Origin of the sequence: Pseudoalteromonas sp. OF5H-5 (assembly GCF_021530695.1) — a bacterium.
Classification (GTDB): Bacteria; Pseudomonadota; Gammaproteobacteria; order Enterobacterales; family Alteromonadaceae; genus Pseudoalteromonas.
Map to the genome: position 1 here is coordinate 12,716 of NZ_JAKGBF010000002.1, position 26,078 is coordinate 38,793.

Here is a 26,078-nt window from a genome sequence, read left to right on the forward strand (position 1 = left end):
ATTTTATGTAAATCAAAGCGATTGAATTACGCATAATAATATAGCTAAACTTTAAGCTAAAAGTTAGTGGTTTAGGCTAACTTATAGTGAACAGAAAATAATGAGTTTCATTGGTTTCTTTTAAAATCAAGGTGTTAGGGTTGGCATGAAATCTGATATATTAAAAAGAAAGACTTTAAGTAACTAAGAGAGGTAACCATGTCTGGACAAGGTTCTGGTGGTAATGTAATTGCAGCGATTTGTAACGTCTTTTTCCCTGGCCTTGGTCAGTTGGTTCAAGGTCGTATATTGGCGGCTTTAATCTTCGCAATTGTTGTTGTAGGTGGATATGCACTGTGGTTTTTATTGGTTCCACCCGTAATTGCAGCCGTTTTCCATTTATGGGCTATTATTGATGCTGCTAAGTATACGCCGCCTAGGTATTAACGGTTATACCAAAAAGTATAACCAACCAGTCAGGCTGAACATACTCAGCACAGTAGACAGCACAACGGTAGCCGCAAGCGTTGCTTGTCGGCTGTCGAGTTGTCTAGCAACAAGATAGGCATTAACGCCCAAAGGAGAGGCACTCATTAAAGTCACTACCTGAACTTGTTGAGTTGCCAATCCTAAATAAGTGGCAAAGAGATAAACCAATCCCGGCAGTAGCATCAGTTTTACTGCACTTAGCCATATTGCACCGTGTAATTTACCTTGTACGCCATACTGTACCAAGCTCGCACCTAAAATAAATAGCGCCCCAGGAATGGCGGGTTTTGCCAACCAACTAAAGCTTTCAAGTATTAAGCTTGGTAGTTTTAACCCAGCAACGTTTAATATCAAACCACCCGAAATACTTATTACTATTGGATTTAGCAGCAAGGGTTTGACAATATCCACCTTATTTTTGTGCCTTGCTGCCAGTAAAAATGTCATAAAAAACAGCATCGCACTGTGGAATGTAATAATCATAAATACCATGGCAGCGGCTTGCTCACCGAGTGCCATTAAGATAATCGGTAATCCGACTAACACGGTATTAGAGTAGGTGCCACTTAATGCCAATGCTGCGCTGTCTGCTTTTGAACGATGTTGAGCCTTAAAGAGAAATAGGTATAAGCTTACATAAGTCAGAGCGACTGGAAGATAAAAGGATAATAACAATGAGCCCGTCGCGAGGCTTTCCAGATCTGCTTGCACCATACTGCTAAATAACAGCACAGGAATACATAAATTAAAGATAAAAGTACGCAAGCCATCAAGCTGATTGATGGCAATAAAGCCTATCTTTGCACTCAAAAACCCAGAAATAACGATAAAGATGAGAGGAAATAAGATCTCAACAGGCGACATGCGTTGACCAACAATCGAGTGGTTAAAAGGTAATTCTATCAATGAATGCTTAGCGGACGCTACTTAGGTATAATAAAACAAGGTGATTTAGTTAAGAAGTAAAGATGGAATACCAGTTTATTCGTGACCCACTTTCTGGGTTTCGAGCTCGCTTAAATGACGAGCACGCGTTGATAGGTCGGTGGCTGAGTGAGGAGCTAGCACATGAGCGTATTGTCAGCCTGCTGACACAGCTTGAAAACCTGCCAAATCAAAAAGAAGAGCTTGTGTTGGCTGGAAAAGAGATCCGCGCCACGTTCACGCCGCAAGAAGCATTATTTGAAAGCCACGCTTTGTTTCATGAAAGTGATGACATAGCACAATATCAAGAAGACGCACTGGCTTTAGATGAGTCGGGTATGATGGCGGTGTGTGGCTATGAAGACTTTTTACCCATGCTGGTAGAGTGGGCTGAATTTACCAAAGCTAAATAACCTGAGCTGCGGATAATTAATGCCTTTCTAGCAGCCAGTTTTAGCGCTAACTGCGTTGAATTCACTTCCAATAGCCAGCTATTGGTGCGTAAATTCGCCTTGCCTACAGGATGTAGGTACCTTAGCGAGAGCAGGACGCGGAAGCGGAGTTATCCCCAAAACTCTCTGGCTAGATAAGAAGATAGTTTAAGGTGATTAAAAAACAGTGAGTTAGTCCATTCCTTATCCAAACCTCAGGTTAAATAAGTTCTGTGGGGGCTGTTATCTTTTATGCTTGAGTTCAACAGCCCCTGAAGTATAGAGATAGCTTATTTGGGCGTACCATAGAGTTGCTCTGCTCTATTAAATAACACCCACGAAGTGAGTATATACTTATCATTAGAAACCGGAATATTACCTCTATGTGTATGTGTAAAATACCCTGGTGCTATCACCATAGAACCTTTTACTGGGGCAATTTTACGCTGCTGATAATAAAACTCGGTCTCGCCACCTTCCTCGACATCATTAAGGTAGAACATAAATAACAGCACTCGGTGTAAGGCTTCATTATGGTCATGTTGAGGGTAGACTTCGCTGTGCCAGTAGGGGTAGCCGCCTTTATTTATTTGATAGCGTTGAGCTTGGATAGCGCCTAAACGAAATAGCTGCTGAGCAAGGACCGGGAGTTGTGGCTTGCCGACTTCTTCAAAGTTATCCACAGTGAGATCGACAGGTTCACCAGTTTTGGGGTGATACACTTTAAGTCCAAATGCACCGATGATCATAAAGAAATGTTCTTCAAGGTACTCAAATAAGTGCTTTGCCGTAACCTGTTGAATGTGTTGTAACTGTTTGGCATAGTCAGGATAGGAATTTAAATAAAGGTCGTGACTGACTTTTTTACTCAAGTCGACACCACCAGATGTAGTCCCCTGTTTTAAATGTGGACTTTGATCGAAGGTCTTTACGAATTCATCGCAAAAGTCTGAACTGAGTGCGTTATCGTAAACGCGAATAAAATCACTCATGTTTTTCCCTAGTTTTTATTGGAGTTATTATGCTGTCTGAAAAGCTTATGCCGCGTTTTTGCGACACAGATGTGCTTGGACATATCAACAATACCGTACTCCCTGTGTGGTTTGAAGCCGCGCGCACACCTATTTTCAAAATATTTACACCAGATTTAAATCCAAAAGAGTGGAAATTGATTGTTGCCAAAGTCGAAGTCACCTTTAAAGGGGAGCTATTTTATGGTCAGGAAGTCGAAATAAAAACGGCTGTTGAACATATCGGCAACAGCTCATTTGTGATTTTGCAGCAGGCTTGGCAGCATGGAGAATGCTGTGCTGAAGGTAAAACCATTATGGTGCGATATGACTTTGCGGTTAAGCAATCTCAACCGCTGAGTCAGCAAGAGCGCGATGCGCTAGGCACTTTTATGGTTGCTGCGGCTTAAACTGGTGACCAATTGCCGCTGAAATACAAGGCTTTACTGTATAGGTGTAGCCGTATTCCGCGGCGTTATCCGGCATGATCTCTAAGATCTCATAATCGTTTAATTCAACAATATTACTGCCTTCGCTATGTTCACAGCGTGAGTTTCCGTCAGACTCAAAGCGAAAGATAAAGTAAGCCAATATTTGGTTAAGCACATCGTTATAGTTTTTGCCTTGCTCATGTAAATCTGGGTTAGAATCGTTATTAATAGATACCGTTAACGACTCCGGCTCATCTGCAGTGGACTGTGTTTCATCTTGTTGTGGAGTACCGCCACTCATGTCGGCCACTTGTGGTTGAGTTTCCGATGATCCTTCGTTTTCTTCTTCGGAGTCTGCTAAGCGTGATTCTTTCGCGTTGGCATGGAAAGAAATTCCGTCCTCATCTATTTTGAAATCAGAAGAAAACTCAGTAAATGCGGTTGAAGCACCTGATTTAGCGATGCCAAGCACCAAGAAAGCCAATAAAACAAAACACATGATCAACCTGATGATTGCTGTTGTTGCCGGATAACGATAGTGATTCTGATGCCAAAAAGGCTTTATACGCAATGGTTTAAGTAGGAAAAGTACAACTACATAGCATGTCATAAAGAGTTGCGCGAGAATTAACAAGAAGGTACTGGTAATAAAAAACCAAGTAGGTAACGACAACAACACACTCAAATTATGTGTGTAAGGGAAATTATCTGTGCTGACCCCAGTTAAATCATTGATACGGCCATCAGCTTGCACTAACACAAAGTTAGCGATAAAGGCATAAAATAACAGTATTAGTGCTTTGCCTGGCACACTTTCCCAAAAGGTCATGATCCTTGGCCAGAATTCATAACATAGCGCCGTTACTGTGGTTATTAAGATCAAAAAAGCGGTGAAGTTATCATCTTCAGTTTCACTCAAGCTGAACATAAAAATGATAAAACTAACTAAATAATAGCGTTGAGCCAGTGTTAGGCTTTGCCAAAATTGGCCGATGGAAAAACGCAGCCTTGCTAGGTACGCGGTTAAGTTTTTTGGCGCGAGAAGTTGATGCATAATAAATGAATTTGTAATTATTATGCACCAATAATAGAGACTTTTAGAAATTAAGACAATAAGGGCTTAAGGTACTTACCTGTATGCGAAGCTGCAAAGTTAGCCACCGTTTCAGGCGTACCTGAGACGAGTATTTGACCACCTCCAGCTCCCCCCTCTGGACCTAAGTCTACAATCCAGTCTGCGGTTTTGATGACATCTAGATTGTGCTCGATAACCAACACTGTATTACCATGATCGCGCAAACGATGTAATACCGCGAGTAGCTGTTGAATATCATGGAAGTGCAGACCTGTGGTTGGCTCATCGAGAATGTAGAGTGTTTTGCCGGTATCTCGTTTTGATAGTTCACGAGCGAGCTTAACACGCTGCGCTTCACCACCGGACAAAGTCGTGGCGGCTTGCCCTAAACGAATGTAGGAGAGGCCAACGTCCATTAAAGTTTGTAGTTTGCGATTGATTGCGGGAATCTTATCAAAAAATTCCCGGGCGTCCTCAACTGTCATTTCCAACACTTCGTGGATATTTTTACCTTTATACAGTACTTCCAGTGTTTCACGGTTATAGCGCTTACCAGTACAGACATCGCAAGGAACATAGACATCCGGCAGGAAGTGCATCTCAACCTTGATAACTCCATCGCCTTGACAGGCTTCACAGCGACCGCCTTTAACGTTAAAACTAAAGCGGCCAACCTTATAACCGCGTGAACGCGATTCTTGTGTTCCTGCAAATAATTCGCGGATAGCGGTAAAGATCCCTGTATAAGTTGCTGGGTTTGAACGTGGTGTGCGACCGATAGGACTTTGATCAATATCGATAACTTTATCGAAGTGATCTAGCCCATGAACTGATTCATATGGTGCAGCTTCTTGCGTTGTTGCACCGTTTAACTCCTGATGAGCAAGCTTGAATAGGGTGTCATTAATGAGGGTAGATTTACCAGAACCAGATACCCCTGTTATGCAGGTCATTAGACCAACTGGTACTTTTAAATCGACACTTTTTAGGTTGTTGCCCGTTGCGCCTTTCAGCTCAAGCCACTTGTCATCACATTGATGACGTTGCGCTGGAACTTCAATGCATTTCTCGCCACTGAGATATTGACCAGTTAATGAGTCTTTACTTTGCATTATCTCATCGCGAGTTCCCTCAGCGACGACATAGCCGCCGTGTACGCCGGCGCCTGGACCTATATCTATGATGTGATCGGCTGCACGAATGGCATCTTCGTCGTGCTCTACCACAATCACGGTGTTGCCAAGATCTCTTAAGTGCGTGAGTGTTTTAAGTAAACGGTCGTTATCGCGCTGATGTAGACCAATTGAAGGCTCATCCAGTACGTACATTACCCCCACGAGACCGGCGCCAATTTGGCTTGCAAGACGGATCCGCTGAGCTTCACCGCCAGATAAAGTATCAGCACTACGCTCCAAAGAGAGGTAGTTTAGGCCTACATTGATCAAGAAAGATAAACGGTCGCGGATTTCTTTGAGTATTTTGTCCGCAATTTGTGCTTTTTGGCCTGTGAGTGCTAAGTCGATAAAAAATTGACTGGCTTCGCCGATACTCATCGTTGTTACAGTTGGCAGGTTGGTCGAGCCGATAAACACATGGCGAGCTTCTTCGCGCAGTCGTGAGCCATGGCAACTTGGACACGCTTGGCTGGTTTGATATTTGGCAAGCTCTTCTCTTACTGAACTGGACTCCGTTTCCCGATAACGGCGATTCATATTGTTTAACACGCCTTCGAACTCGTGATTGCGGGTGATAAGATCGCCTCTGTCATTACGATACTTAAACGCGATTTTAGTTTTGCCTGAGCCTTCTAAAACCACTTTTTGAAATTTACTCGGCAGATCCTGAAATGGCGTTTCTAAATCAAATCCATATTGCTCGGCAACCGAACTTAGCATCTGAAAATAGTAAAAACTGCGTTTATCCCACCCTTTGATTGCACCGCCAGACAAGCTTAGTTCTGGGTTTTGCACTACACGTTTGGGATCAAAATACTGCTTTACCCCCAAACCATCACAGCTTTGGCACGCACCAGCGGGGTTATTGAAAGAAAACAGTCGTGGTTCAAGTTCGCTCATGGCATAGCCACAAGTTGGACAGGCAAAGTTGGCCGAGAAGATCAGTTCGTCTGCGTCGCTATCATCCATATAGGCGATTTGCGCAATGCCATCAGCCAAATCAAGCGCGGTTTCAAAAGATTCGGCTAACCGCTGCTCAAGCCCTGCTTTAACTTTGAAACGATCCACCACGACTTCTATGGTATGTTTTTTCTGTAACTCTAGCGTTGGTGGATCTGAGAGATCGCACACCTCGCCATCAATACGTGCACGAATAAAACCTTGGCTCGCAAGCTCTTCTAGCAGTTTTACGTGCTCACCTTTACGGTTTTTCACCACCGGTGCAAGCAGCATGAGTTTGCTACCCTCGGGTAGCGCCAACACAGTATCAACCATTTGGCTGATGGTTTGTGCGGCTAACGGTAAATCATGCGTAGGGCATCTCGGTTCACCCACTCGGGCAAAGAGTAACCTTAAATAGTCGTATATTTCGGTAATGGTTCCCACGGTTGAGCGTGGGTTATGAGAAGTCGACTTCTGTTCAATGGAAATCGCGGGAGACAAGCCCTCAATGTGATCCACATCTGGTTTTTCCATCAGCGATAAAAACTGCCTCGCGTACGCAGACAAAGACTCAACATAACGACGCTGGCCTTCTGCGTATAAGGTGTCAAATGCTAAAGACGACTTCCCTGAGCCAGAAAGACCCGTGATCACTATCAACTTGTCTCTTGGAATGGTGAGTGAAATGTCTTTTAAATTGTGGGTGCGGGCACCCCTAACTTCTATTTTATCCATACGACCCTTGTGTTTTTTCGTGCGCTGTACTGAGTACGCGATACTAATCCACTAAATTGAAACCTGGATCAGTCAAAGCATGATGTGAAGTGAACAGATTACCGCATCCCGAATACAAAATTAAGTTATCTCTGCTAAACGAACTAAACTTATTAAACCGATCAACTTGGGATATTGATTTTGTATCGACTTTTATTGCTTTTGGCGCTGCTTTGCCAAAATGTCTTCGCCTGTGAGCTGGTGGTACGGTTTGAGAATTATGCTGCGCAGTCTAAGTTAAATGACGACCTTGTTTGGCACGGTATGGATGTTGATTTCGCTAAAGCCTTGTTGGATGAAGCAGGGTGTAGCTATCGTTTCGTAAGTATTCCTTGGGGTCGGGCGCTGAAGCTTTTAGAGGAGGGCGATATCGATCTTATTTTGAGCGTCACAAAAACACCGGTACGTGAACAGTTTGCGCATTTTATTGGTCCTCAACGAATGGAAACGATTGTTTTTGCAATGAACTCAGGCGAGCCTCATCAGCTTGACTCACTTGAGTCGTTATTCCATCTGTCAAAGCCCATCGCTATTCAGCGTAATGCTTATTACGGTGAGGCGTTTACAGCTCGCCTTGCGCGTCGTACCGACAGTGAAACACAATTTATTTATGTACCCGACAATCAGGTAAAATTGAATTTGCTCAAAAAAGGACGGATAGCAGGGTTTTTAGAAGAAAAATTCAACATCCTGTATCAAAGTAAAAATAACCCTGATTTTGAAAAGTTTGCGATTAGCCCGTTGGTTATTAACGAAAACCCAGTATATTTTGCCTTTAGCAAGGCACGCACCTCGAGCGAGCGTTTGCAGCGTTTGAGTCAAGCATTTGAACGGGTTAAACGTAGCGGAAAATTAGATCAGATCACGGCCAAGTACGGCACCAACTAGCGCTTTTTTCTCTCGAAGTAAGCCGTTCAAAATCATGATGGTAACAATCGCATTGCAAAGATCCGTTCGCGCTAGTGTAAGTTAAGAAAAGAGTTTGTTAAACTTGCGCGTGATTTTCGATAGTGATGAATACCGCCTTATGTCTAATGACTCTTTAAATCCAACTGAAAAGCGCGCCGCGATTTCTCTTGCTGGCGTTTTCGCTTTCCGCATGCTTGGTTTGTTTATGCTGATGCCTGTGTTAGCTGTTTACGGCCAGTCTTTACAGGATGTCTCGCCACTGTGGATTGGTTTGGCTATTGGTGCTTATGGTTTGACTCAAGCTGTACTCCAGATACCTATGGGTTGGTTGTCTGATAAGTTCGGTCGTAAGCCAATCATCATTGGTGGGTTGTTGGTATTTGCATTAGGATCCGTTATCGCGGCATTAGCGGATTCAATCTATTGGGTGACATTTGGTAGAGCCCTACAGGGCATGGGCGCGATTGCAAGTGCTTTACTTGCGCTTGCTGCGGATTTGAGCCGTGACGAGCAGCGTCCGAAGGTAATGGCGGTCATTGGCATGTGCATTGGTATGAGCTTTGCTGTAGCCATGTTATTAGGACCAATGATTGCAGCGTCTTTTGGTATCGAAGGGATCTTCTGGCTGACGGCGGTATTGGCAATTGTAGGTATCGCTATCATTACCTTTATGGTGCCAAATGCGGTAAATAAAGCCCCAAAAGGCGACACAATTGCAAGCTTTGCAGATATTCGTCGCTTGGTGCAAAACCCACAGCTACTGAGGCTCGATCTTGGGGTGTTGCTATTGCATTTGACGCTGACTACAATTTTTGTAGCCTTGCCAGGCCAGTTGATCCGTGATGGTCTTGCTGCAGATAGGCACTGGCAACTCTATATTCCGGTATTTTTACTCGCCTTTATTTTGATGGCACCGATGATGATAGTGGCAATCCGCAAACAAAAAGAAAAGCAGACATTCTTGCTGTCTATTGCAATGCTAGTGGTAAGCTCAGTTACTTTGTATTGCTTTGTAGATTCACTGTGGATGATCGCAGGTGCAATGCTGGTCTATTTTATTGCCTTTAATTTTCTCGAAGCAACTATGCCTGCGTTGGTTTCTCGCATAGCTCCAGCAAACCAAAAGGGATCGGCGATGGGAGTATTTTCATCTGGCCAGTTTCTAGGTGCATTTATAGGTGGTGCTTTGGGTGGTATCTTGGCACAAAATTTTGCGGTCGATACGATATTTGCCGCGACGGCCATTATTGGGGTAATATGGTTTGTTATCGCATGGGGCATGCAAGTGCCACCTAAGAGCAAAGCGATCAGCTTAGTTTCTGCTGTAGAAAATGAGCAACAAGCGACGGAATTGGCAGACCAATTGGTTTCATTACCTGGGGTACTTGAGGCCACGGTAGTGAGAGATGAGAATCGTAGCTACCTAAAAGTAGATGATAAAATTTTTGATTTGAAGCAAGCCAAGCAAGTGCTGGGCTTGTCATAGTGTGAGGAGACAATGCCATGGCACGTGGTGTTAATAAAGTAATTTTGGTAGGTAATCTGGGCCAAGATCCTGAAGTTCGCTATATGCCAAACGGTAACGGCGTGGCTAACATCAGCATTGCAACTACGGATAGCTGGAAAGATAAAAACACCGGTCAATTGCAAGAGCGCACAGAATGGCACCGTGTGGTGTTGTTTGGCAAACTTGCGGAAGTTGCGGGTGAGTATTTAAGAAAAGGCTCGCAGGTTTACATTGAAGGTCGTCTACAGACTCGTAAGTGGACAGATCAAAGCGGCCAAGAAAAGTACACAACGGAAATCGTGGTGGACATGGGTGGCCAAATGCAAATGCTAGGTGGCCGTGGCGAGCAGCAGGGTCAAGGTGGCGGCCAGTACCAAGGTGGTCAACAGCAGCAAAATAATTATGGCCAGCAAAGCTATAATCAAGCGCCTCAGCAGCAATATTCGCAGCCACAGCAAAGCCAGTCAAACCAGCAGCAAGGTGGATTCGCACCACAGCAATCGCAACAGAATTCTCAGCAGTCTTCTGGATTCGGTGGCCAGTCTCAAGGTGGCTTTGCACCACAACAGAACCAAAACAATGGTCAATCAGGTGGTAGCTCAAATCCTATGGAGCCACCAATTGACTTTGATGATGACATTCCGTTCTAAACGGTGGTATAGCATCTAAGAAAACCCTAGCATCATGCTGGGGTTTTTGTTTTTTACTGGTATAAATATCTCTAAGAAAATGGTGAAGAGTAAGCTTAGATAAAGCTTACCATCTTGTACGATTAATAAACTTAACGCATTTCTAGTTTTGGCTCAGTTGCTTATCCTTTCTGTACAATTAAAAGCCGCATCTCGCTTGAGTTTTGCACTATTTTGAACAACACTTCAGTTATCTTTCCACCCAATAAAAACATTATGCCAATTCAGCTGTTAGATGGATTTAGTCGTCAGTATCAAAAAAAGCTAGTCGCGGTAAGTTTGGCGGTGTTGTTGTGTCTAAATTTCCTTCTTAATCATTTACTGCACCTTCAGGTTCACACGCAAGGCGAAGAAGCCGCGGCTGAAATTTCTCAGCTATCAGCTGAAGCTTTTGCTGCGGGAGTAAGTGAAATAGCTACGAAGTATGGTTTTTCATTGTTACCTGTTGCGAATGCAGAAGAGCACCAATTTGTTGCCAATGACCAAACCGTTACCTTGTACCATGAATCTATATGGATAAGTCATGGATATATATTGATATTTTTCAATTTATTGTCAATTGGGCTGGTGTTATTCGTACATCGGTGGTGGTTTTTATACGGTAAGGTTGAGTCTACCTCACATGCGCAAAAGCCTGTGGCTTTACCAGCCCCCGCTCCTGAAGGGCAGTACGCATTATTTGCGTTAATCCATTGGCAGTGCAGTACGCCTAAAGAAGTTGATCTGCAGTTACATTTTCAGCTTGCGCTGGTTAAAGGCGTTGGAGAGTTTGGGACGGTGGCAGTTAAATATCTAGCTTCTGGGGCATTAGCCGTGACAGTGAAGCAGATAGGGGCGACTAAAGGTATGGATTTGGCAAAGCAAATGCACGAAATCGTTTATCGAGTACTACTAGAGTTTCGGGGAGATTTATCTCGCAGCAAAGTGAAGCTTGGCGCTTGCTTTTATCAGGAAAATAAACAACAAACACAGGTTTATCAAAGCGCAAAATCAGCGCTTTCAATTGCGCAAAATCAAGTGTGGCAACATACTCATCTAGTGCATCTCACAGAGTTATTGGCAAAACGCCTTAACGAAGACGGTGAAGCTTTGCTGAGTTATTTGAAAGCCGGACAGTTTTCCTTATTCTTCCAGCCGTTGTTCGACTTTTTAGCCGAAGACGTAATTGTAAGCGAAGCGCTACTAAGAGTGACTCACAAAGAAATGGGGCGAATTTCGGCCAAGCAGGTGATGCAACACCTTTATACTCCAGAGCAATTTCAGTTTCTGGATAGAGCGATAGTGAAGCAGGTGTTGTCTGTTTATGAGCAGGAAAGGAGTTTTGGTAAGGTAAGCATTAACTTACATATTTCGAGTTGGGTGGATAGTCAGTTTATTGAGTGGCTCGAGGGGCAGCTCATTGCGTCTCATAGCGGGGCGGCAATTGGGTTTGAACTTAGCATAGAAGAGGTCTATCAACATGGAGAACGTTTGCTAGCGGCTTTTGATAGGTTGAATCGACTTGGGTGCGATATTTATTTGGATAACGTTACACAAGCTCTTACGCTAGGGCGCACACCGCTTGCCGAGTTGGTAAAAGCTATCAAGCTCAGCTGCGAGCTGGTACATGGCATTGAAAAGTCTGCGTATCGTAAACGCACAGTTAAGCAAATAGTCGCTCAAGCAAGAAGCTTGGGTATTCCCGTGTATGCAGTGGGGATTGAAACCGTTGCTGAATTGAGTTGTATCAAAGGGCTTGGAGTGAAAGGGGCCCAAGGGCATTATTTTTCCGCACCGTTACAACAGCTCGCTGATATTCACTAAAACGCTAACCGCATGAGCTGATTAGGCCGACTTTTTATTAGTCAAATATCTCAAACCATCTAATCCTTGTAAGCCGCCGGTATGGATTGCGGTGATCACACTGCCTCTTTTGAAGTATCCTTGTTGAGCCAAAGTGAAAATGGCGTAAAACAGTTTACCAGTATAAATAGGCTCAAGAGGCAAACGATATTTTACCTTCATTTCATGACAAAAACTCAGCAATTCAGGTGTAGTCTTGGCGTAACCTCCGTGGTGAAAATCATGGAGTAGCTGCCATGGCGCGCAGCGCTGAGCTGTGATTAATTCATGTATCTCCTGTGCTAGGTATTCAGCACCTCTTAGTACCGTAACGCCTAGAACCTGCGTGTGATTAGGTAATCCCGAGATTAGTCCTGCCACTGTGCCGCCACTACCTACAGCCGTCATGACATAATCACTTTGAGGCAAGGAATGCGCTAACTCTTCAACGCCTTGCAGTGCAAGTGCATTAGTGCCGCCTTCTGGTATGAGATAAGCATTATTAAACTTGGCTTGCAGAGTTTGAATGTATTCAGGCTGATTTCTTTGCCGATATTCGACTCGACTCACGGGATGAAGTGTTAGCCCGCAAGCGCTTGCCATTTTTAGCGTTGGATTGCGCCAGTCAATCTCTGGGCCTCTAACAATTAAGTGACCTTTGATTGCGAAAAGTTTGCACGCCATGCTAGTAGCATATAAGTGATTGGAAAACGCCCCGCCAAAAGTGACTAACTCTTCAAGGCCAGCTTGCTTTAGGTGGAGTATATTGTATTTTAGCTTACGCCATTTGTTTCCTTGGATCACCGGGTGGAGCAAGTCATCACGCTTAACCTGCAACGTTAAACCGTATTTTTCCAATGTCGGGTGGTGAATAGTTTGGATCGGTGACTCGGCGATATTGGTGATGGTTTGCATGATGAAATCAGTCTGATATTTTGCACACTATAATAAATAACCCGAGCGTTTCACTCCAGAGGTTATCATACATCCTTGATTATCTACCTTCTATTTTGGACTTGAATTAGTAACACATCGCGATGTTAGAGAAAAATAGACAAAATCTCAGCTAAAAACTGGCAAGACGCTGGTTAATAGTTGTAAACTCAGATATTAATTGTGCAAAGCTTGTGTTTTACTTTGTAAGTACATAGCATAGAGCCCTAACTATAAGAAATAACAAGACCAAACAATTGCCGCTGTTGGGAATGGAACATATGCGAATTGCTCCTTTAACTTTTATTGTCTCGGCCTCGATCCTGGCCATGGGTACTGTTGCTCAAAGCGCTATGGCGCAAGATACTGCAACGGTCACTGCCATCGAGTCTGAATTGTCTAACAAGCAAAGCGAATTAGACAGATACTCGGTCGTTTTAGAAAAACACCTAGCAGAGGAAACGCGTCTGCAGTCTCAACTTGAGTTATTGAGAAAACGTTCAGGTGAGTTAGACAAAGAAAAAAATCAGGCCTTAGACGCAATGAATGAGTTGTATCGTCGGCTAATTGATGATCCTTCCATTGATATTTCTTCTGCGCAAACGCGGTATCAACAAGCTGTGACAGATCACAAGCAGAACAAAGAAGACATTGCGATGCAAATTGCGGCGATTGCATCACAACGTAAAGATATTGAGCAAGTCCGTGTGACTAAGCACACCTTAGTAAATACGCTTGAAAACTTAAAAGATCAGCTTGGCACAGCGCGAGTAGAGCGACTACGTAATGAGTTTACTCGTGAAGGTACACTAGAAGTAGATCACACGATTAACTGTAAACGCACAGAGACCTTGGCGGCTTGTGAACAGCGTGGTCAGCAAATGGGGCTTCAAAAAGCAACCAAGCGCTTTATTGACCAGATTTTTGCAAACCTAACCGAGAGTCGTGTTGTTGAGCCAAAACGCAATATGGCTGGCGCGCAGGTTCAAGTGGTTAGCAGCCATGTTGTAAATAGTGGGTTTAGTGGACAAGGCAACTACAACGTTAACCTCAGTGTGACGATGCGTGGTGATGTAAATAGCAGCCGCTTATGTAACTTGTTGAGCTTAGACAATCGTTATTGTGCTGAGTATGGCACTCCGCTTGCCGTAAATTACCAGTCGAACTACTCGACAGTCTACAGTGATAACCAACTGACTTTTTCGGACGAACAAAGTGAGCCGGTTGAAGTTGCGACTATTACAAAGCAGCCCGTCGTGGAGACCCCTCTTGTAAAAAAGTCACAAACGGCTGATAAAACAGTCGAGTTAACTTTAAGATCAAATGTTTACGACGACGAAGTATTTATTAATGGAGTCAGTTACGGCGCGACAAAAACGACAGTAGCAATTCCTGCTGGATTTTATGATGTTGAGATCCGGAAATTAGGTTATGAACCTTATAAAGCACGCATTAACCTACGAGCTGCGCAAACCATTAATGCGAAATTGGTGAAGAAACGCCAATCGGTAACGTCTGTTGTAACGAAAAAGCCTGAGCCTGAAGCGCAACAAGTACAAGTGGTCGCCGTAGCAACCACCGAAAATAAGCTCGCTATTATCCCTGCGGGCACTTTTAAAATGGGCGACCTGACGGGTAATGGTTTACCAAATGAGCGTCCCGTTGTTGAAAAAGTGTTGAGCCATTCATATGCCATGCAGAGCACTGAGGTTACAGTGGCGGCTTTTCGCCGTTTTGCGCAAAGCACAGGATATAAAACCTTAGCCGAACAAGGTAAAGGCTGCGCATACTATAAAAATGGCGAACCGGTTTGGGAGCTTGAATATAATTGGGAAAACCCAGGTTACGAGCAATCAGATAATTTTCCCGTTGTGTGTGTTGCCTATGACGATGCCAAAGCATATGCCAACTGGTTATCTGGTGAAAAAGGGCAGCAATTTAGATTACCCAATGAAGTTGAATGGGAATATGCGGCGCGTGCAGGCACTGCATCTGAGTACCCATGGGGTAATGAAATCGGAAGAAACCTAGCTAATTGTGGTTGGTGTGGCAGTGAGTGGTCTAATAAAAGTCCTTCACCAGTTGCCCAATTTTCACCGAATAGCTATGGCTTATATGATACTGTAGGAAACGTTTGGGAGTGGACGCAAAAGCGTGCTTCTCAGGGCGATGTTACAGTGCGTGGCGGTGCATGGAACTTCGCGCCGAGTTTGGCTCGAGTGTCAACTCGCTTAGCGTTAGCGCCAGATTTTAGAGCGAATTATATAGGTTTTCGACTTGTTCGAGAGCGATAAGTAGTAAATTAAGAGCAGCAGGTGATGCTGCTTTGTTTGACAGAATTCTGAAAGGTCACCCAGCCTCATGTTTAAAAAATTACGCGGATTATTTTCTAACGATCTCTCTATCGATTTAGGGACGGCAAACACACTTATTTATGTAAAAGAAGAAGGCATCGTACTGAATGAGCCATCGGTGGTGGCAATTCGTCAGGAGCGAGCTGGTGGCCCAAAAAGCGTTGCATCAGTGGGTACTGCGGCTAAGCAAATGCTAGGTCGAACGCCGGGTAACATCAAAGCTATTCGCCCGATGAAAGACGGGGTGATTGCAGACTTCTATGTAACAGAAAAAATGTTACAGCACTTTATCAAACAGGTGCACAATAATAACTTCATGCGTCCAAGCCCTCGTGTACTTATTTGCGTACCTTGTGGTGCAACGCAAGTTGAAAAGCGTGCTATCCGTGAATCCGCAATGGGTGCTGGTGCACGTGAAGTGTACTTAATTGAAGAGCCAATGGCTGCTGCAATTGGTGCTGGCCTACCAGTATCTGAAGCAACGGGTTCAATGGTTGTTGATATAGGTGGTGGTACGACGGAAGTGGCGATTATCTCACTAAATGGTGTTGTTTATTCGTCTTCAGTACGTATCGGTGGTGATAAGTTTGATGAAGCGATTATTAACTATGTACGTCGCAACTTCGGAAGCCTGATTGGTGAAGCGACGGCTGAGCATATCAAACATGAAATAGGCTCAGCGTTTAAGAGTGAAACGCCGATTGAGATTGAAGTTCGCGGCCGTAACTTAGCTGAGGGTGTGCCACGCTCTTTCACACTCAACTCACATGAAATCCTAGAAGCGTTACAAGAGCCTTTGATGGGGATAGTAAGTGCAGTAATGGTTGCGCTAGAGCAGTCGCCACCAGAGCTTGCCTCTGATATTTCTGCCCACGGCATGGTATTAACAGGTGGTGGCGCATTACTCAAAGACTTAGACCGTTTGTTGATGGAAGAAACCGGTATTCCAGTGGTGGTTGCCGATGATCCATTAACTTGTGTGGCAAGAGGTGGTGGTAAAGCGTTAGAGATGATAGACATGCACGGTGGTGACGTATTTAGTTACGACTGATGAATTTATTATTTGGCCGAACCGTTCCCTTACAACTGCGACTTACTGTCGCAGTTGTGCTTAGTATTATTCTGATCATTGGTGACCGTTACACAGTTGGTGGGACTATGGTGCGAACCAGTTTAAACACTTTGGTCAGTCCGCTACTGTACGTTGCTAACATTCCTTATGAAGCGTTCAACTTGGGCCTGAAAAGTCTCAATACCAGAGAAAAGCTGCAACAAGAAAACCAAGCACTCAGAGAAAAACAATTAATACAGAGTGAGCAATTACAGCAACTTCAGTTTTTGCAAAAAGAAAATCAAGAATTGCGCGCCTTATTAGGTGCTTCGGCTAGGGAAACCAATCAACGTTTAATATCTCAAGTGTTGTCTGTTCATTCGAACCCTTATAGTCATCAGGTGGTGATTAATCGCGGTACTATTGATGGGATAAGCGAAGGGCAGGCTGTTATTGACGAAATGGGCATTGTTGGGCAGCTAACTCAAGTCGGTACAACGACCTCAAGAGTGCTGCTTATGACAGATACCACCCATGCGACACCGGTCAGAATATTGCGTAATGACGTTCGCACTGTGGTTGAGGGGACGGGTAAAATCAATAATGTTCGCCTTGCTCATGTACCGCATAGCATGGATATTCGCATTGGCGATGTGTTGGTCACTTCCGGGCTTGGTGGTACTTTCCCTGAAGGCTATCCGGTGGCTGTAGTTACTGAGATAGACCGAGACGAAGGCCTACCATTTGCACAAGTACAGGCAGAGCCGATTGCACAACTAGATCGCATTCGCTTACTCGTGGTGTTAGGTAAACGCAGCCAAGAGGCAATAAATCATGAGTAAACATAGCAACTTATTGATTGCATTGAGTGTCTTTGTTGCGTTAGTCATGGCACTTATGCCGTTGCCTTTTTCACTTGAACCATTTCGTCCTGACTGGGTATTATTGGTGCTGATGTACTGGTCTTTGGCCGTCCCTCACCGTGTGAATATTGGTTGGGCTTGGATGACTGGCCTGATAATAGACTTAGCGATGGGCGCACCACTCGGGGTGAACTCGTTGACCTATTCCATTTGTATTTATATTACCGCCAGCAACTTTCAGAAAATTCGTAATTTCTCCATCTGGCAGCAAGCAGTGCTGATCGGGCTATTTCTCGCGCTCTATCATTTGTTACAATTTTGGCTTAATCATTTCTTGCTTGATATCTACTTTAACCCGCATTATCTGTGGCCTGCGGTTACGGGCATGGTGTGCTGGCTGTGGATATTCCCACTGCTGAGAAAATATCGTAGACAGTTTAGGATCAGATAATGTCTATCTCTTTATATTTAGCTTCGGCTTCTCCACGTCGCAAAGCGCTACTTTCTCAGCTGGGCTATTCGTTCGAGCAATTTAGTGTTGATGCTGATGAAAGTCCGCTAGACGATGAAAGCGCATTACAGCTTGTGGAGCGTTTAGCGTGTTTAAAAGCGCAATCAGGTGTGGCGTTAGGGTATACCGATAGGCCGGTTCTTGGCAGTGACACAGTGGTTGTCATTGACGGAGAAGCGCTTGGTAAGCCTCGTGATAAAGCGGATTTCAAAGCGATGATGCAGCGCCTTTCTGGTCATACGCATCAGGTGATGACGGCGATTGCACTTGCAGATACAAGCAAAGTACTGAGCGATGTGATTGTGACCAATGTGACTTTTAAAACGCTAAGCGAAACTGAAATTGATGCCTACTGGGACACCAACGAGCCGCAAGATAAAGCCGGTGGTTACGGGATCCAAGGGGTAGGTGGACGCTTTGTAACTGAGATCCAAGGTAGCTATTTTGCAGTTGTCGGCTTACCTTTATATGAGACAGACGAATTAATTCAACGGTTTTTAAAATAAAATATGAGTAGCGAACTACTAATCAATGTCACCCCAAGTGAAAGTCGCGTAGCCTTAATCGAAAATGGGGTGCTGCAAGAAGTTCAAGTTGAACGGATCGGTAACCTAGGCATCGTCGGTAATATTTATCTTGGCAAAGTAAGCCGAGTTCTTCCTGGTATGCAGGCTGCTTTCGTGGACATCGGCTTGGAAAAAGCGGCATTTCTACATGCGTCAGATATCGTGAACAGCGCTTCTATCGAAGAGGGGGTGGCCGAGTCCCCAGTTAAGAAAGTGCAGGACATTCGTGAGCTGGTGAAACAAGGCCAGTTCATTATGGTACAAGTAGTCAAAGATCCGCTTGGCACAAAAGGCGCTAGACTGACGACGGATATCACTATTCCCTCACGTTATTTGGTGTTTATGCCTGATGCGACGCATGTGGGAGTGAGTCAGCGTATTGAAACCGAACAAGAGCGTGACCGGTTAAAAGAGATCGTTGCACAATATAATGACGAAAACGGTGGTTTTATCGTTCGTACCGCTGCTGAAGGCGCTTCGGAAGCAGAGTTACAGCATGATGCGGAGTTTTTGAAAAAGCTTTGGCAGAAAATTGTAACGCGCCGCCGCAAAACGAGCAAAGCAAAAATTTTGCATGAGGATCTTACCTTAGCATTTCGCACCTTGCGTGATTATGTTGGTGAGGACATGGAGCGTATCCGTGTTGACTCAAAGTTAACTTACCAAGAGCTAAAACTTTTCACTGAAGAGTTTGTTCCCCAGCTCGCAAGTGCACTTGAGTATTACCCAGGTGAGCGTCCCATTTTTGACTTGTTTGATGTTGAAACTGAGATCCAAAAGGCACTACATCGAAAGGTTGAGTTAAAGTCTGGTGGCTACCTTATCATTGACCAAACAGAAGCAATGACAACGGTTGATGTCAATACTGGCGCGTTCGTTGGCCATCGTAACCTCGAAGAGACGATTTTTAATACTAATGTTGAAGCAACGTCAGCAATTGCGCGGCAACTAAGGTTACGAAACCTTGGTGGTATCATTATTATCGACTTTATTGATATGGTATCTGACGAGCATAAACGCCGAGTATTGCACTCTTTAGAAACTGCGTTGTCTAAAGACCGAGCGAAAGCCAATATCAATGGACTCTCTGCACTTGGTCTTGTAGAAATGACCCGCAAGCGCACGCGCGAAAGTCTAGAGCATATTCTTTGTGATGTGTGTCCATCTTGCTCCGGTCGTGGTTCACTAAAAACGGTCGAAACCGTTTGTTATGAGATCCTACGGGAAATCGTGCGTGTGAATCGTGCTTATGATGCCGACAAGTTTATGGTTTATGCCTCGCCAGCAGTGAGCGAAGCCTTGATCAACGATGAGTATCATAATTTAGCTGAGCTTGAATTATTTATTGGTAAGCAGGTTAGCATTCAAACTGAGAGCTTATATAGCCAAGAGCAGTTTGACGTAGTAATGATGTAAAGGGTAGCGGTACATGCAGGCTAAGGCCGTCTGTTTTTTCTGCCTGCGTAAAGCGTGGCAAATCTTTGCGATCACTTTAGTGACACTCGCGGTGCTGGTGTCTGCGCTGAAGTACGCCTTGCCCTATGTTAATGATTATAGAAGTAACATCGAAGCGCTGATCCAAAAGCAACTGAATGTTGATATTAGTATTGGCCAGATCAGTGCGAGTTGGGAAGGCAATGGGCCTGCTCTGGTGTTGGAATCGCTCTCTTTTAAAGACAATAAAGACTCGCCAATCTCCATTAATATTGCCAAAACCTCTTTGCAGCTCAATGTATTTGAGTCTGTACGACAAATGCAGATCGCATCTAACTATTTTGTACTGGAAGGGTTTGAGGCCGATATAGATCTGAGCAAATTAAGCGCGGCTCAAGATCAAGGTGCTTTTGAGCAGCAAGCATTAATTGAAAGCCTTTTCTTAGGTGATGTTGGGCATTTTGCGGTGCAAAACAGTCGTCTTAATATCACCTTTTCTAGTGGTAAGACCCACAGTTTATTATTGAAAGATTTGGTGTGGCAAAACTCTAGTGCATTACATGAGGGGGCAGGAGAAATCGCATTACCTGGGTTTTCTCAAGGCCAGTTTAACGCTCGTCTTTCTTTGTCGGGGCGAAAGCTACGTGAATTGGCAGGGAATATCTATGTATCCGCGGATAAGGTTAATCCGGTCGATTGGTTAGAAGAGCTTATCACCTTAGCACATCCAGACCTAAAAGCAGACATCAATGCTCAGCTATGGCTAGGCTTTGAGCAAGGTACGTTGCAAGATATTACAGTGGATATCAAACCCAGTACCTTGACTTGGCAAGAAGACGAAAATCAGCGCACATTGGCATTAGACGATGCGCAATTTCTGTTAAAGCCAGATCAGCAAGGTTGGTGGGTGCAAAGTAGTGGTATCCAGTTTAGTCGTAATCTAGAAGCGCTTGCTCCTATTTTATTTGAAGCGAAATGGCATAAAGATAACAAGACCTTTTGGTTAAAGGATATTAACGCCAACTTTTTAGCTGAGTTAGCACAACTTGCTAAATTCCCTGGACGAGATTTGTTGTATGGTATGAATCCCAATGGTCAACTGAGCGCAGCGAAATTCAGTCTTGGTACTAATAACGCTTTTGCGGCATGGGGAGTTATTGAAGAGATAGCTTTTGAGCCATTTCATGGGATCCCGGGAATTTATGGTACCAGATTAGAGGTGAATGCGACTGATGAGCAAGTTAGGCTCAATTTAAGTGCTGAACAAACTGAATTGCTATCCAAAGAGACCTTCAAAGATAATATTAAGCTCCAGCAGCTCAGTGGTGATGTCTATATTCGCAATCAACAAGCACAAGGCTGGCAAGTTTCCAGTCCCAACTTTTGGCTTAGTAATCAAGACGTAGCATTAGCCACAGAATTTTCCTTGCAGTTATCAGATGACCCTCGGCTTGATTTATATGCGGAGCTACTCGGTGGGCGTGGTGAAATCGCTTCACAGTACTTTCCTGTCAGTATTATGCGTAAAAGCTTAGTTGACTATTTAGAAGCAGGGATCCAAGGTGGTCAGCACTTGCAGACTCAAGTCTTACTGAGTGGGGCGCTTTCACAATTTCCATTCGCTGATAAGCAAGGTCAGTTTGAAGTTAAATCACGTTTGAATGATGTTACTTTTGGTTTTGCACCGGATTGGCCTAGCGTTACTTCAGGGGATGTCACACTACACTTCGAAAACGAAAGAATGGATATCTACGCACACCGTGGAGAACTTGTTAATCAAAGTATTGATGAGGGTGTCGTTGTGAGTATTGCGGATCTAAATCACGCTGATGTGCTGACTGTTGATATTAGTCACTCCACAGAAGCGAGCACGCTACAGCCTTTCTTTGCGGCAACGCCGCTCGCAGATCCACTCGCGAATATATTAGATATTGTTCAAGGTAAAGGTGATGCAAAAGGGGATGTGCAATTGGTCGTCGACCTGAAATCAGGTGCCGTACATGCTAAAGGTGACATCTACCTAGACAACAATCCTGTTTTTTTGGCAAAGCCTGGCATGCAATTACAGCAAGTAAAAGGTGTGGTTAGCTTCGATGATGACACTATCAAAGTGAATAATTTGACCGCTAAGTGGCTGGACATGCCCCTGTCGTTGGACTTATCAGGAAGCGGAGATAAGCAAAATTATCAAGTAACGACCAAGGTCAGTCTTGAAGCTGGGGTTGAGCAACTGCAACCGCACGCAAATGGAATTATTGACGGCTACTTTGAAGGCAATAGCGTGCTGAGCACTGAGCTTATCCTTAATTTTGCCGATGCTGGATTTAACTATAAAGCCAAATTTGCTAGTGATTTACGGGGGATCGCGAGTCACTTACCCGATCAATTCGGCAAACCTGCTGATCAAGCTAAACTGCTAAGCGGCACAGTATTAGGGGATGATATTTCGAATCTTGTTACGGCAAGCCTAGATAATCAATTGTATTTTAATGGCATCGTTGAAAATGGATCCGGTGCGATGCGTAATGCACACCTGATAATTGGCAGTAAAGATGAAGGCTTAAATGCATCCGGTTTTGATATCACAATCAAACAACAAGAAGTCGAGCTGTTGCCTTGGTTACCACTGATCAACCGCATTATCAAAGCGCCAAATTCAGGTTCCGACCCTGCATTTCTACCAGCACTGAATCAGGTAAATGGTTCTTTCTCAAAAGTAACATTCTCTGAGATCCCTTTCCATGATGTTGACTTTACTATGGCCGCGATTGACGGCGCGATGCAGCTTAAAATCAATAGTAAAGAAATGCGCTCACAAGTGGCTATTCCAGCGTCAAACTCAAGCCGGCCTATTCACATTAATAGTGATTATTTACGTCTAAATTTACCTAAGTCGGAGCCGCAAGCGCAAGAGACGGTGGAAAAAGACGTTCACTCATTAGATTGGTTGTTGAGCTTACCTGCAACCGAATTTGTGTGCGGTGACTGTAAAGTTGATGAATATCAGTTAGATCAGGTCAATATGTCGTTGTTTGGGGATGGTAATAGACTCAATATTTCAGAGTTAGTGATTGACAAAAAAGATCATAAACTCAATGCCAGTGGCCGGTTTGAGCAAGGTAAAACGACGCTAAGCGGCGCGTTAAACAGCAATGACTTTGGTGAACTAACGGATGAGTTTGATATTACTTCGACCATTAAAGACTCCCGCGCCAACATAGATTTTGTCCTCAATTGGCAAGGCGCGCCATACGAAATGGATTTACCTAGCCTAGGTGGCGAGTTGACTTGGCGCTTAGGAGAGGGCCACTTGGCAGAAATAAGCGACAAAGGAGCACGTGTCTTTTCATTGCTGAGTTTGGACTCTTTGATCAGAAAGTTACGCTTGGACTTTAGAGATGTGTTTTCTAAAGGCTTTTTCTATAACAGTATGAGTGGTTCGGTACAACTAACGAATGGTATTGCGATCACTGAAGATGCGAAGCTCGATGGCGTGCCCGCGGATCTAACGATACGTGGCTATGCCGATCTCAATACTCACGAAATTAATTATGATTTAGCCGTCGCACCACAAGTCACGTCGAGCTTACCTGTGATTATGGCATGGGCGGTGAACCCTGTGACGGGATTAGCTGCACTGGCATTAGATAAGGTTATCCACTCGGCGCGAGTGATCTCTGAGATTAATTTTAAAATCACCGGAACGATGCAAGAGCCGGTGGTTACCGAGGTTGATCGTAAGAGTAAAGAAATTGAGTTACCCAAACCGGTTGTGCCTCTTAGTGAAGAAGCTATGCCAGATGGAGCTGATGAGAATACCAGTAAAGAAGCACCAGCAATGAATTCAGAATCACATCCAAGTGCTACACTTAAGCATAGTGAGCAACCTCTTGTGTCGCAAAATAAGGAAAGTGGTAATGGCTAAGGTGATTGCATTGCCAATGTGCTCGGCTAAAGCACCCCAAACAAATATAGATTATCTTAAAAGTCAGCTGGTTAAGTTAGTGATGGAAGAGCCAACCTTAGTTTGTTTACCTGAAACTTGGCTGGCGTTTTGCGACAATGCGCAACAGACTTGGGAATACGCGCAGCATAATGAAGCACTGCTTGGAGAGCTTTCAGCGCTTTGTCAACAATATAGCATTTGGTTGGCGGCAGGTACCATCGCGATACCAAGCCAGAGCGATAAATATCTGGCTGCGAGTTACTTATTTGATTCGAGTGGCGAAATCGTAGCACGCTATAATAAGATCCATCTATTTGACGCCGATGTGAGTGACAAAACTAAACAATATCGAGAGTCTGAGCGAACAGAGCGTGGACAGGATGTCGTGGTAGTGGATAGTCCATTTGGCAAAATTGGATTAAGCGTGTGTTATGATCTGCGCTTTCCAGGTTTGTTCCAAATGATGAGAGCGAAGGGAGCTGAGCTATTTTTAGTCCCGAGTGCTTTTACCTGTGCAACGGGTAAGGCACACTGGCAGCCATTATTACAGGCGAGGGCGATAGAAAACCAATGCTATGTAGTTGCAGCCGCGCAAGTAGGTTGTCATGAAAATGGCCGAGAAACCTATGGACACAGTTTAATTGTATCGCCTTGGGGTGAAGTCTTAATTGACTCTGGTGCGAATTTAGAACCTATTTCACAGCAGCTAGATAGCGCGTTTCTTGATTCGATCCGGCAAAAAATGCCGGTTGCGGATCATAACCGATTTAAAAGTGAGTTTTTATGAGTAATGTAGAGCAGAATTTACTGACCAATAGCCAGCTGACACGTGAGCAATTATCACAGACTCTCGAGTATATTCATCAGCACAAAGTAAATTATGCCGATCTGTACTTTCAATCAAGCTACCACGAAACTTGGGTGCTGGAAGACGGCATAGTCAAAGACGGCAGCTACAACATCGAACGTGGTATTGGTGTGCGTGCAGTGAGTGGTGAGAAGACTGGCTTTAGTTATTCTGATGCCATCAATATTGAAGCCTTAACCAAAGCTGCAGAAGCTGCGCGTAGCATTGCGCAAGCTGGCGAAAGCAGTAAAGTCCAAGTATTTAGCGATGTAAAAGCACCCATTCAATTTCAACCAGCACAGCCAATTACCAGCATGAGTGATGCGGATAAAGTGGCTTTACTAAGAGAGATTGAACAGTGCATTCGCGATTTAGCACCTGAGGCGCAGCAAGTGGTCAGTTCGCTGTCGGCGGTATATGAAGAAGTGTTAATTGCCGCAAGCGACGGCACATTTGCAACCGACATTCGCCCGTTAATACGTTTAAATTGTTCGGTACTCCTTGAGAAAAATGATCGCAGAGAGCGTGGTAGTGCCGGTGGTGGTGCGCGTTTAGATTATGGTTACTTTAAAGAGTTAGTAGACGGTGCACCGAGATGGATGCAGTTTGCCAAAGAAGCTGTGCGCCAAGCACGCGTGAATCTTGAAGCCATTGATGCACCAGCAGGTGCGATGCCTGTGGTGCTCGGTTCTGGTTGGCCGGGCGTTTTGTTACACGAAGCTGTTGGACATGGCCTAGAAGGTGATTTTAACCGTAAAGGTGCCTCTGCATTCAGTGGCAAAATAGGTGAACAAGTCGCTTCGAGTCTTTGTACTGTGGTGGATGATGGCACGATAGCCGACCGTCGCGGCTCTTTGAATGTGGATGATGAAGGTACGCCAGCGGCATACAACGTACTGATTGAAAATGGTATTTTAAAGGGCTATATGCAAGACAAGCAAAACGCGAGCTTAATGGGCGTGGCGCCTACAGGTAATGCGCGTCGTGAGTCTTATGCCCATTTACCGATGCCAAGAATGACAAATACCTACATGCTTGCGGGTGAGCACAGTCAAGAAGAGATCATTCGTAGCGTAGATAAAGGCATTTTTGCTAGTAACTTTGGCGGTGGTCAAGTGGATATTACCTCTGGTAAATTTGTATTCTCAGCGTCTGAAGCCTACTTAATTGAGAATGGTAAAATAACCCAACCAATTAAAGGTGCAACGCTTATAGGCAATGGTCCAGAGGTGATGAAAAAGGTCTCTATGGTAGGCAATGACCTTGCGCTTGATAGAGGCGTTGGGGTATGTGGTAAAGATGGTCAAAGCGTCCCTGTGGGAGTCGGTCAACCGAGTTTGAAGATTGACGAAATTACTGTCGGTGGTACAGCGTAATACTACCTGCGGTAACTATTCATAAGCCAAAAGTAATAAGC

Annotated in this window: 21 protein-coding genes; 16 read left to right on the forward strand and 5 right to left on the reverse strand. The window is 44.4% G+C overall.

Annotation, left to right across the window (positions count from 1 at the left end; all coding sequences use genetic code 11):
• Nucleotides 1-198: 198 nt before the first annotated feature.
• Nucleotides 199-426: a hypothetical protein gene (locus tag L1271_RS02930; protein ID WP_010376621.1), complete on the forward strand. Its 228-nt coding sequence runs from the start codon at nucleotides 199-201 to the stop codon at nucleotides 424-426.
• Between the two features lie 3 nt (nucleotides 427-429).
• Here L1271_RS02930 and L1271_RS02935 read toward each other — a convergent pair whose 3' ends face one another.
• Nucleotides 430-1,374 carry an AEC family transporter gene (locus L1271_RS02935; RefSeq protein ID WP_235366714.1) on the reverse strand — a complete coding sequence of 315 codons (945 nt, stop codon included), beginning with the start codon at nucleotides 1,372-1,374 and terminating at the stop codon, nucleotides 430-432.
• A 62-nt stretch (nucleotides 1,375-1,436) separates the two neighbouring features.
• On the opposite strand from L1271_RS02935, the gene L1271_RS02940 reads away from it, so the two are divergent.
• A complete protein-coding gene (locus tag L1271_RS02940; protein WP_235366715.1) occupies nucleotides 1,437-1,805 on the forward strand; it encodes a YacL family protein in 369 nt (122 codons plus the stop codon).
• A 308-nt stretch (nucleotides 1,806-2,113) separates the two neighbouring features.
• Here the strand turns inward: L1271_RS02940 and L1271_RS02945 are convergent, their stop codons facing one another.
• Entirely contained in the window at nucleotides 2,114-2,815 is a 702-nt protein-coding gene (locus L1271_RS02945; protein WP_088531994.1) for a 2OG-Fe(II) oxygenase, read from the reverse strand.
• A gap of 29 nt (nucleotides 2,816-2,844) precedes the next feature.
• Between L1271_RS02945 and L1271_RS02950 the strand changes: the two genes are divergently transcribed.
• The gene (locus L1271_RS02950) at nucleotides 2,845-3,243 is read left to right on the forward strand and encodes an acyl-CoA thioesterase (protein ID WP_010605953.1); all 399 of its coding nucleotides are present in this window, start codon (nucleotides 2,845-2,847) and stop codon (nucleotides 3,241-3,243) included.
• Here the strand turns inward: L1271_RS02950 and L1271_RS02955 are convergent.
• Together L1271_RS02955 and uvrA are read right to left on the reverse strand one after the other, a co-directional pair.
• Complete coding sequence (locus L1271_RS02955) at nucleotides 3,224-4,318, reverse strand: hypothetical protein (RefSeq protein WP_206473421.1); 1,095 nt, start codon at nucleotides 4,316-4,318, stop codon at nucleotides 3,224-3,226. The two genes, L1271_RS02950 and L1271_RS02955, sit on opposite strands and share 20 nt — an antisense overlap.
• A gap of 50 nt (nucleotides 4,319-4,368) precedes the next feature.
• Nucleotides 4,369-7,191 carry an excinuclease ABC subunit UvrA gene (uvrA, locus tag L1271_RS02960; protein ID WP_235366716.1) on the reverse strand — a complete coding sequence of 941 codons (2,823 nt, stop codon included), beginning with the start codon at nucleotides 7,189-7,191 and terminating at the stop codon, nucleotides 4,369-4,371.
• A gap of 180 nt (nucleotides 7,192-7,371) precedes the next feature.
• Between uvrA and L1271_RS02965 the strand changes: the two genes are divergently transcribed.
• The 4 genes from L1271_RS02965 (at nucleotide 7,372) to L1271_RS02980 (ending at nucleotide 12,138) form a co-directional block, all read left to right on the forward strand.
• Entirely contained in the window at nucleotides 7,372-8,118 is a 747-nt protein-coding gene (locus L1271_RS02965; RefSeq protein WP_010605950.1) for a substrate-binding periplasmic protein, read from the forward strand.
• Between the two features lie 139 nt (nucleotides 8,119-8,257).
• Complete coding sequence (locus tag L1271_RS02970; protein WP_102057836.1) at nucleotides 8,258-9,625, forward strand: MFS transporter; 1,368 nt, start codon at nucleotides 8,258-8,260, stop codon at nucleotides 9,623-9,625.
• Between the two features lie 17 nt (nucleotides 9,626-9,642).
• Nucleotides 9,643-10,296, forward strand: a complete 654-nt coding sequence (ssb, locus tag L1271_RS02975) for a single-stranded DNA-binding protein (protein ID WP_010376633.1) — start codon at nucleotides 9,643-9,645, stop codon at nucleotides 10,294-10,296.
• A 255-nt stretch (nucleotides 10,297-10,551) separates the two neighbouring features.
• Nucleotides 10,552-12,138 carry an EAL domain-containing protein gene (locus L1271_RS02980; protein ID WP_235366717.1) on the forward strand — a complete coding sequence of 529 codons (1,587 nt, stop codon included), beginning with the start codon at nucleotides 10,552-10,554 and terminating at the stop codon, nucleotides 12,136-12,138.
• A 21-nt stretch (nucleotides 12,139-12,159) separates the two neighbouring features.
• Here L1271_RS02980 and L1271_RS02985 read toward each other — a convergent pair whose 3' ends face one another.
• Entirely contained in the window at nucleotides 12,160-13,071 is a 912-nt protein-coding gene (locus tag L1271_RS02985) for a 1-aminocyclopropane-1-carboxylate deaminase/D-cysteine desulfhydrase (protein WP_102055972.1), read from the reverse strand.
• A gap of 299 nt (nucleotides 13,072-13,370) precedes the next feature.
• Between L1271_RS02985 and L1271_RS02990 the strand changes: the two genes are divergently transcribed.
• The 9 genes from L1271_RS02990 (at nucleotide 13,371) to tldD (ending at nucleotide 26,037) form a co-directional block, all read left to right on the forward strand.
• Nucleotides 13,371-15,383, forward strand: a complete 2,013-nt coding sequence (locus L1271_RS02990; protein ID WP_235366718.1) for an SUMF1/EgtB/PvdO family nonheme iron enzyme — start codon at nucleotides 13,371-13,373, stop codon at nucleotides 15,381-15,383.
• Between the two features lie 67 nt (nucleotides 15,384-15,450).
• Complete coding sequence (locus L1271_RS02995; protein ID WP_010376642.1) at nucleotides 15,451-16,494, forward strand: rod shape-determining protein; 1,044 nt, start codon at nucleotides 15,451-15,453, stop codon at nucleotides 16,492-16,494.
• Complete coding sequence (gene mreC, locus L1271_RS03000; protein ID WP_010376644.1) at nucleotides 16,494-17,336, forward strand: rod shape-determining protein MreC; 843 nt, start codon at nucleotides 16,494-16,496, stop codon at nucleotides 17,334-17,336. The genes L1271_RS02995 and mreC overlap by 1 nt, the downstream gene beginning before the upstream one ends.
• Complete coding sequence (gene mreD, locus L1271_RS03005) at nucleotides 17,329-17,808, forward strand: rod shape-determining protein MreD (RefSeq protein WP_268831068.1); 480 nt, start codon at nucleotides 17,329-17,331, stop codon at nucleotides 17,806-17,808. Before mreC ends, mreD begins: the two co-directional genes overlap by 8 nt.
• Nucleotides 17,808-18,374 (forward strand): Maf family protein, encoded by a 567-nt coding sequence (locus tag L1271_RS03010; RefSeq protein ID WP_010605944.1) that lies wholly within the window; start codon nucleotides 17,808-17,810, stop codon nucleotides 18,372-18,374. The genes mreD and L1271_RS03010 overlap by 1 nt, the downstream gene beginning before the upstream one ends.
• Before the next feature lie 3 nt (nucleotides 18,375-18,377).
• Complete coding sequence (rng, locus tag L1271_RS03015) at nucleotides 18,378-19,850, forward strand: ribonuclease G (protein ID WP_010376650.1); 1,473 nt, start codon at nucleotides 18,378-18,380, stop codon at nucleotides 19,848-19,850.
• Nucleotides 19,851-19,863: 13 nt separating this feature from the next.
• Nucleotides 19,864-23,793 (forward strand): YhdP family protein, encoded by a 3,930-nt coding sequence (locus L1271_RS03020; protein WP_235366719.1) that lies wholly within the window; start codon nucleotides 19,864-19,866, stop codon nucleotides 23,791-23,793.
• Nucleotides 23,786-24,601, forward strand: coding sequence for a carbon-nitrogen hydrolase family protein (locus L1271_RS03025; RefSeq protein ID WP_102055975.1), 816 nt, complete (start codon nucleotides 23,786-23,788; stop codon nucleotides 24,599-24,601). The genes L1271_RS03020 and L1271_RS03025 overlap by 8 nt, the downstream gene beginning before the upstream one ends.
• Nucleotides 24,598-26,037 (forward strand): metalloprotease TldD, encoded by a 1,440-nt coding sequence (gene tldD / locus L1271_RS03030; RefSeq protein WP_102055976.1) that lies wholly within the window; start codon nucleotides 24,598-24,600, stop codon nucleotides 26,035-26,037. Before L1271_RS03025 ends, tldD begins: the two co-directional genes overlap by 4 nt.
• Nucleotides 26,038-26,078 lie beyond the last annotated feature (41 nt).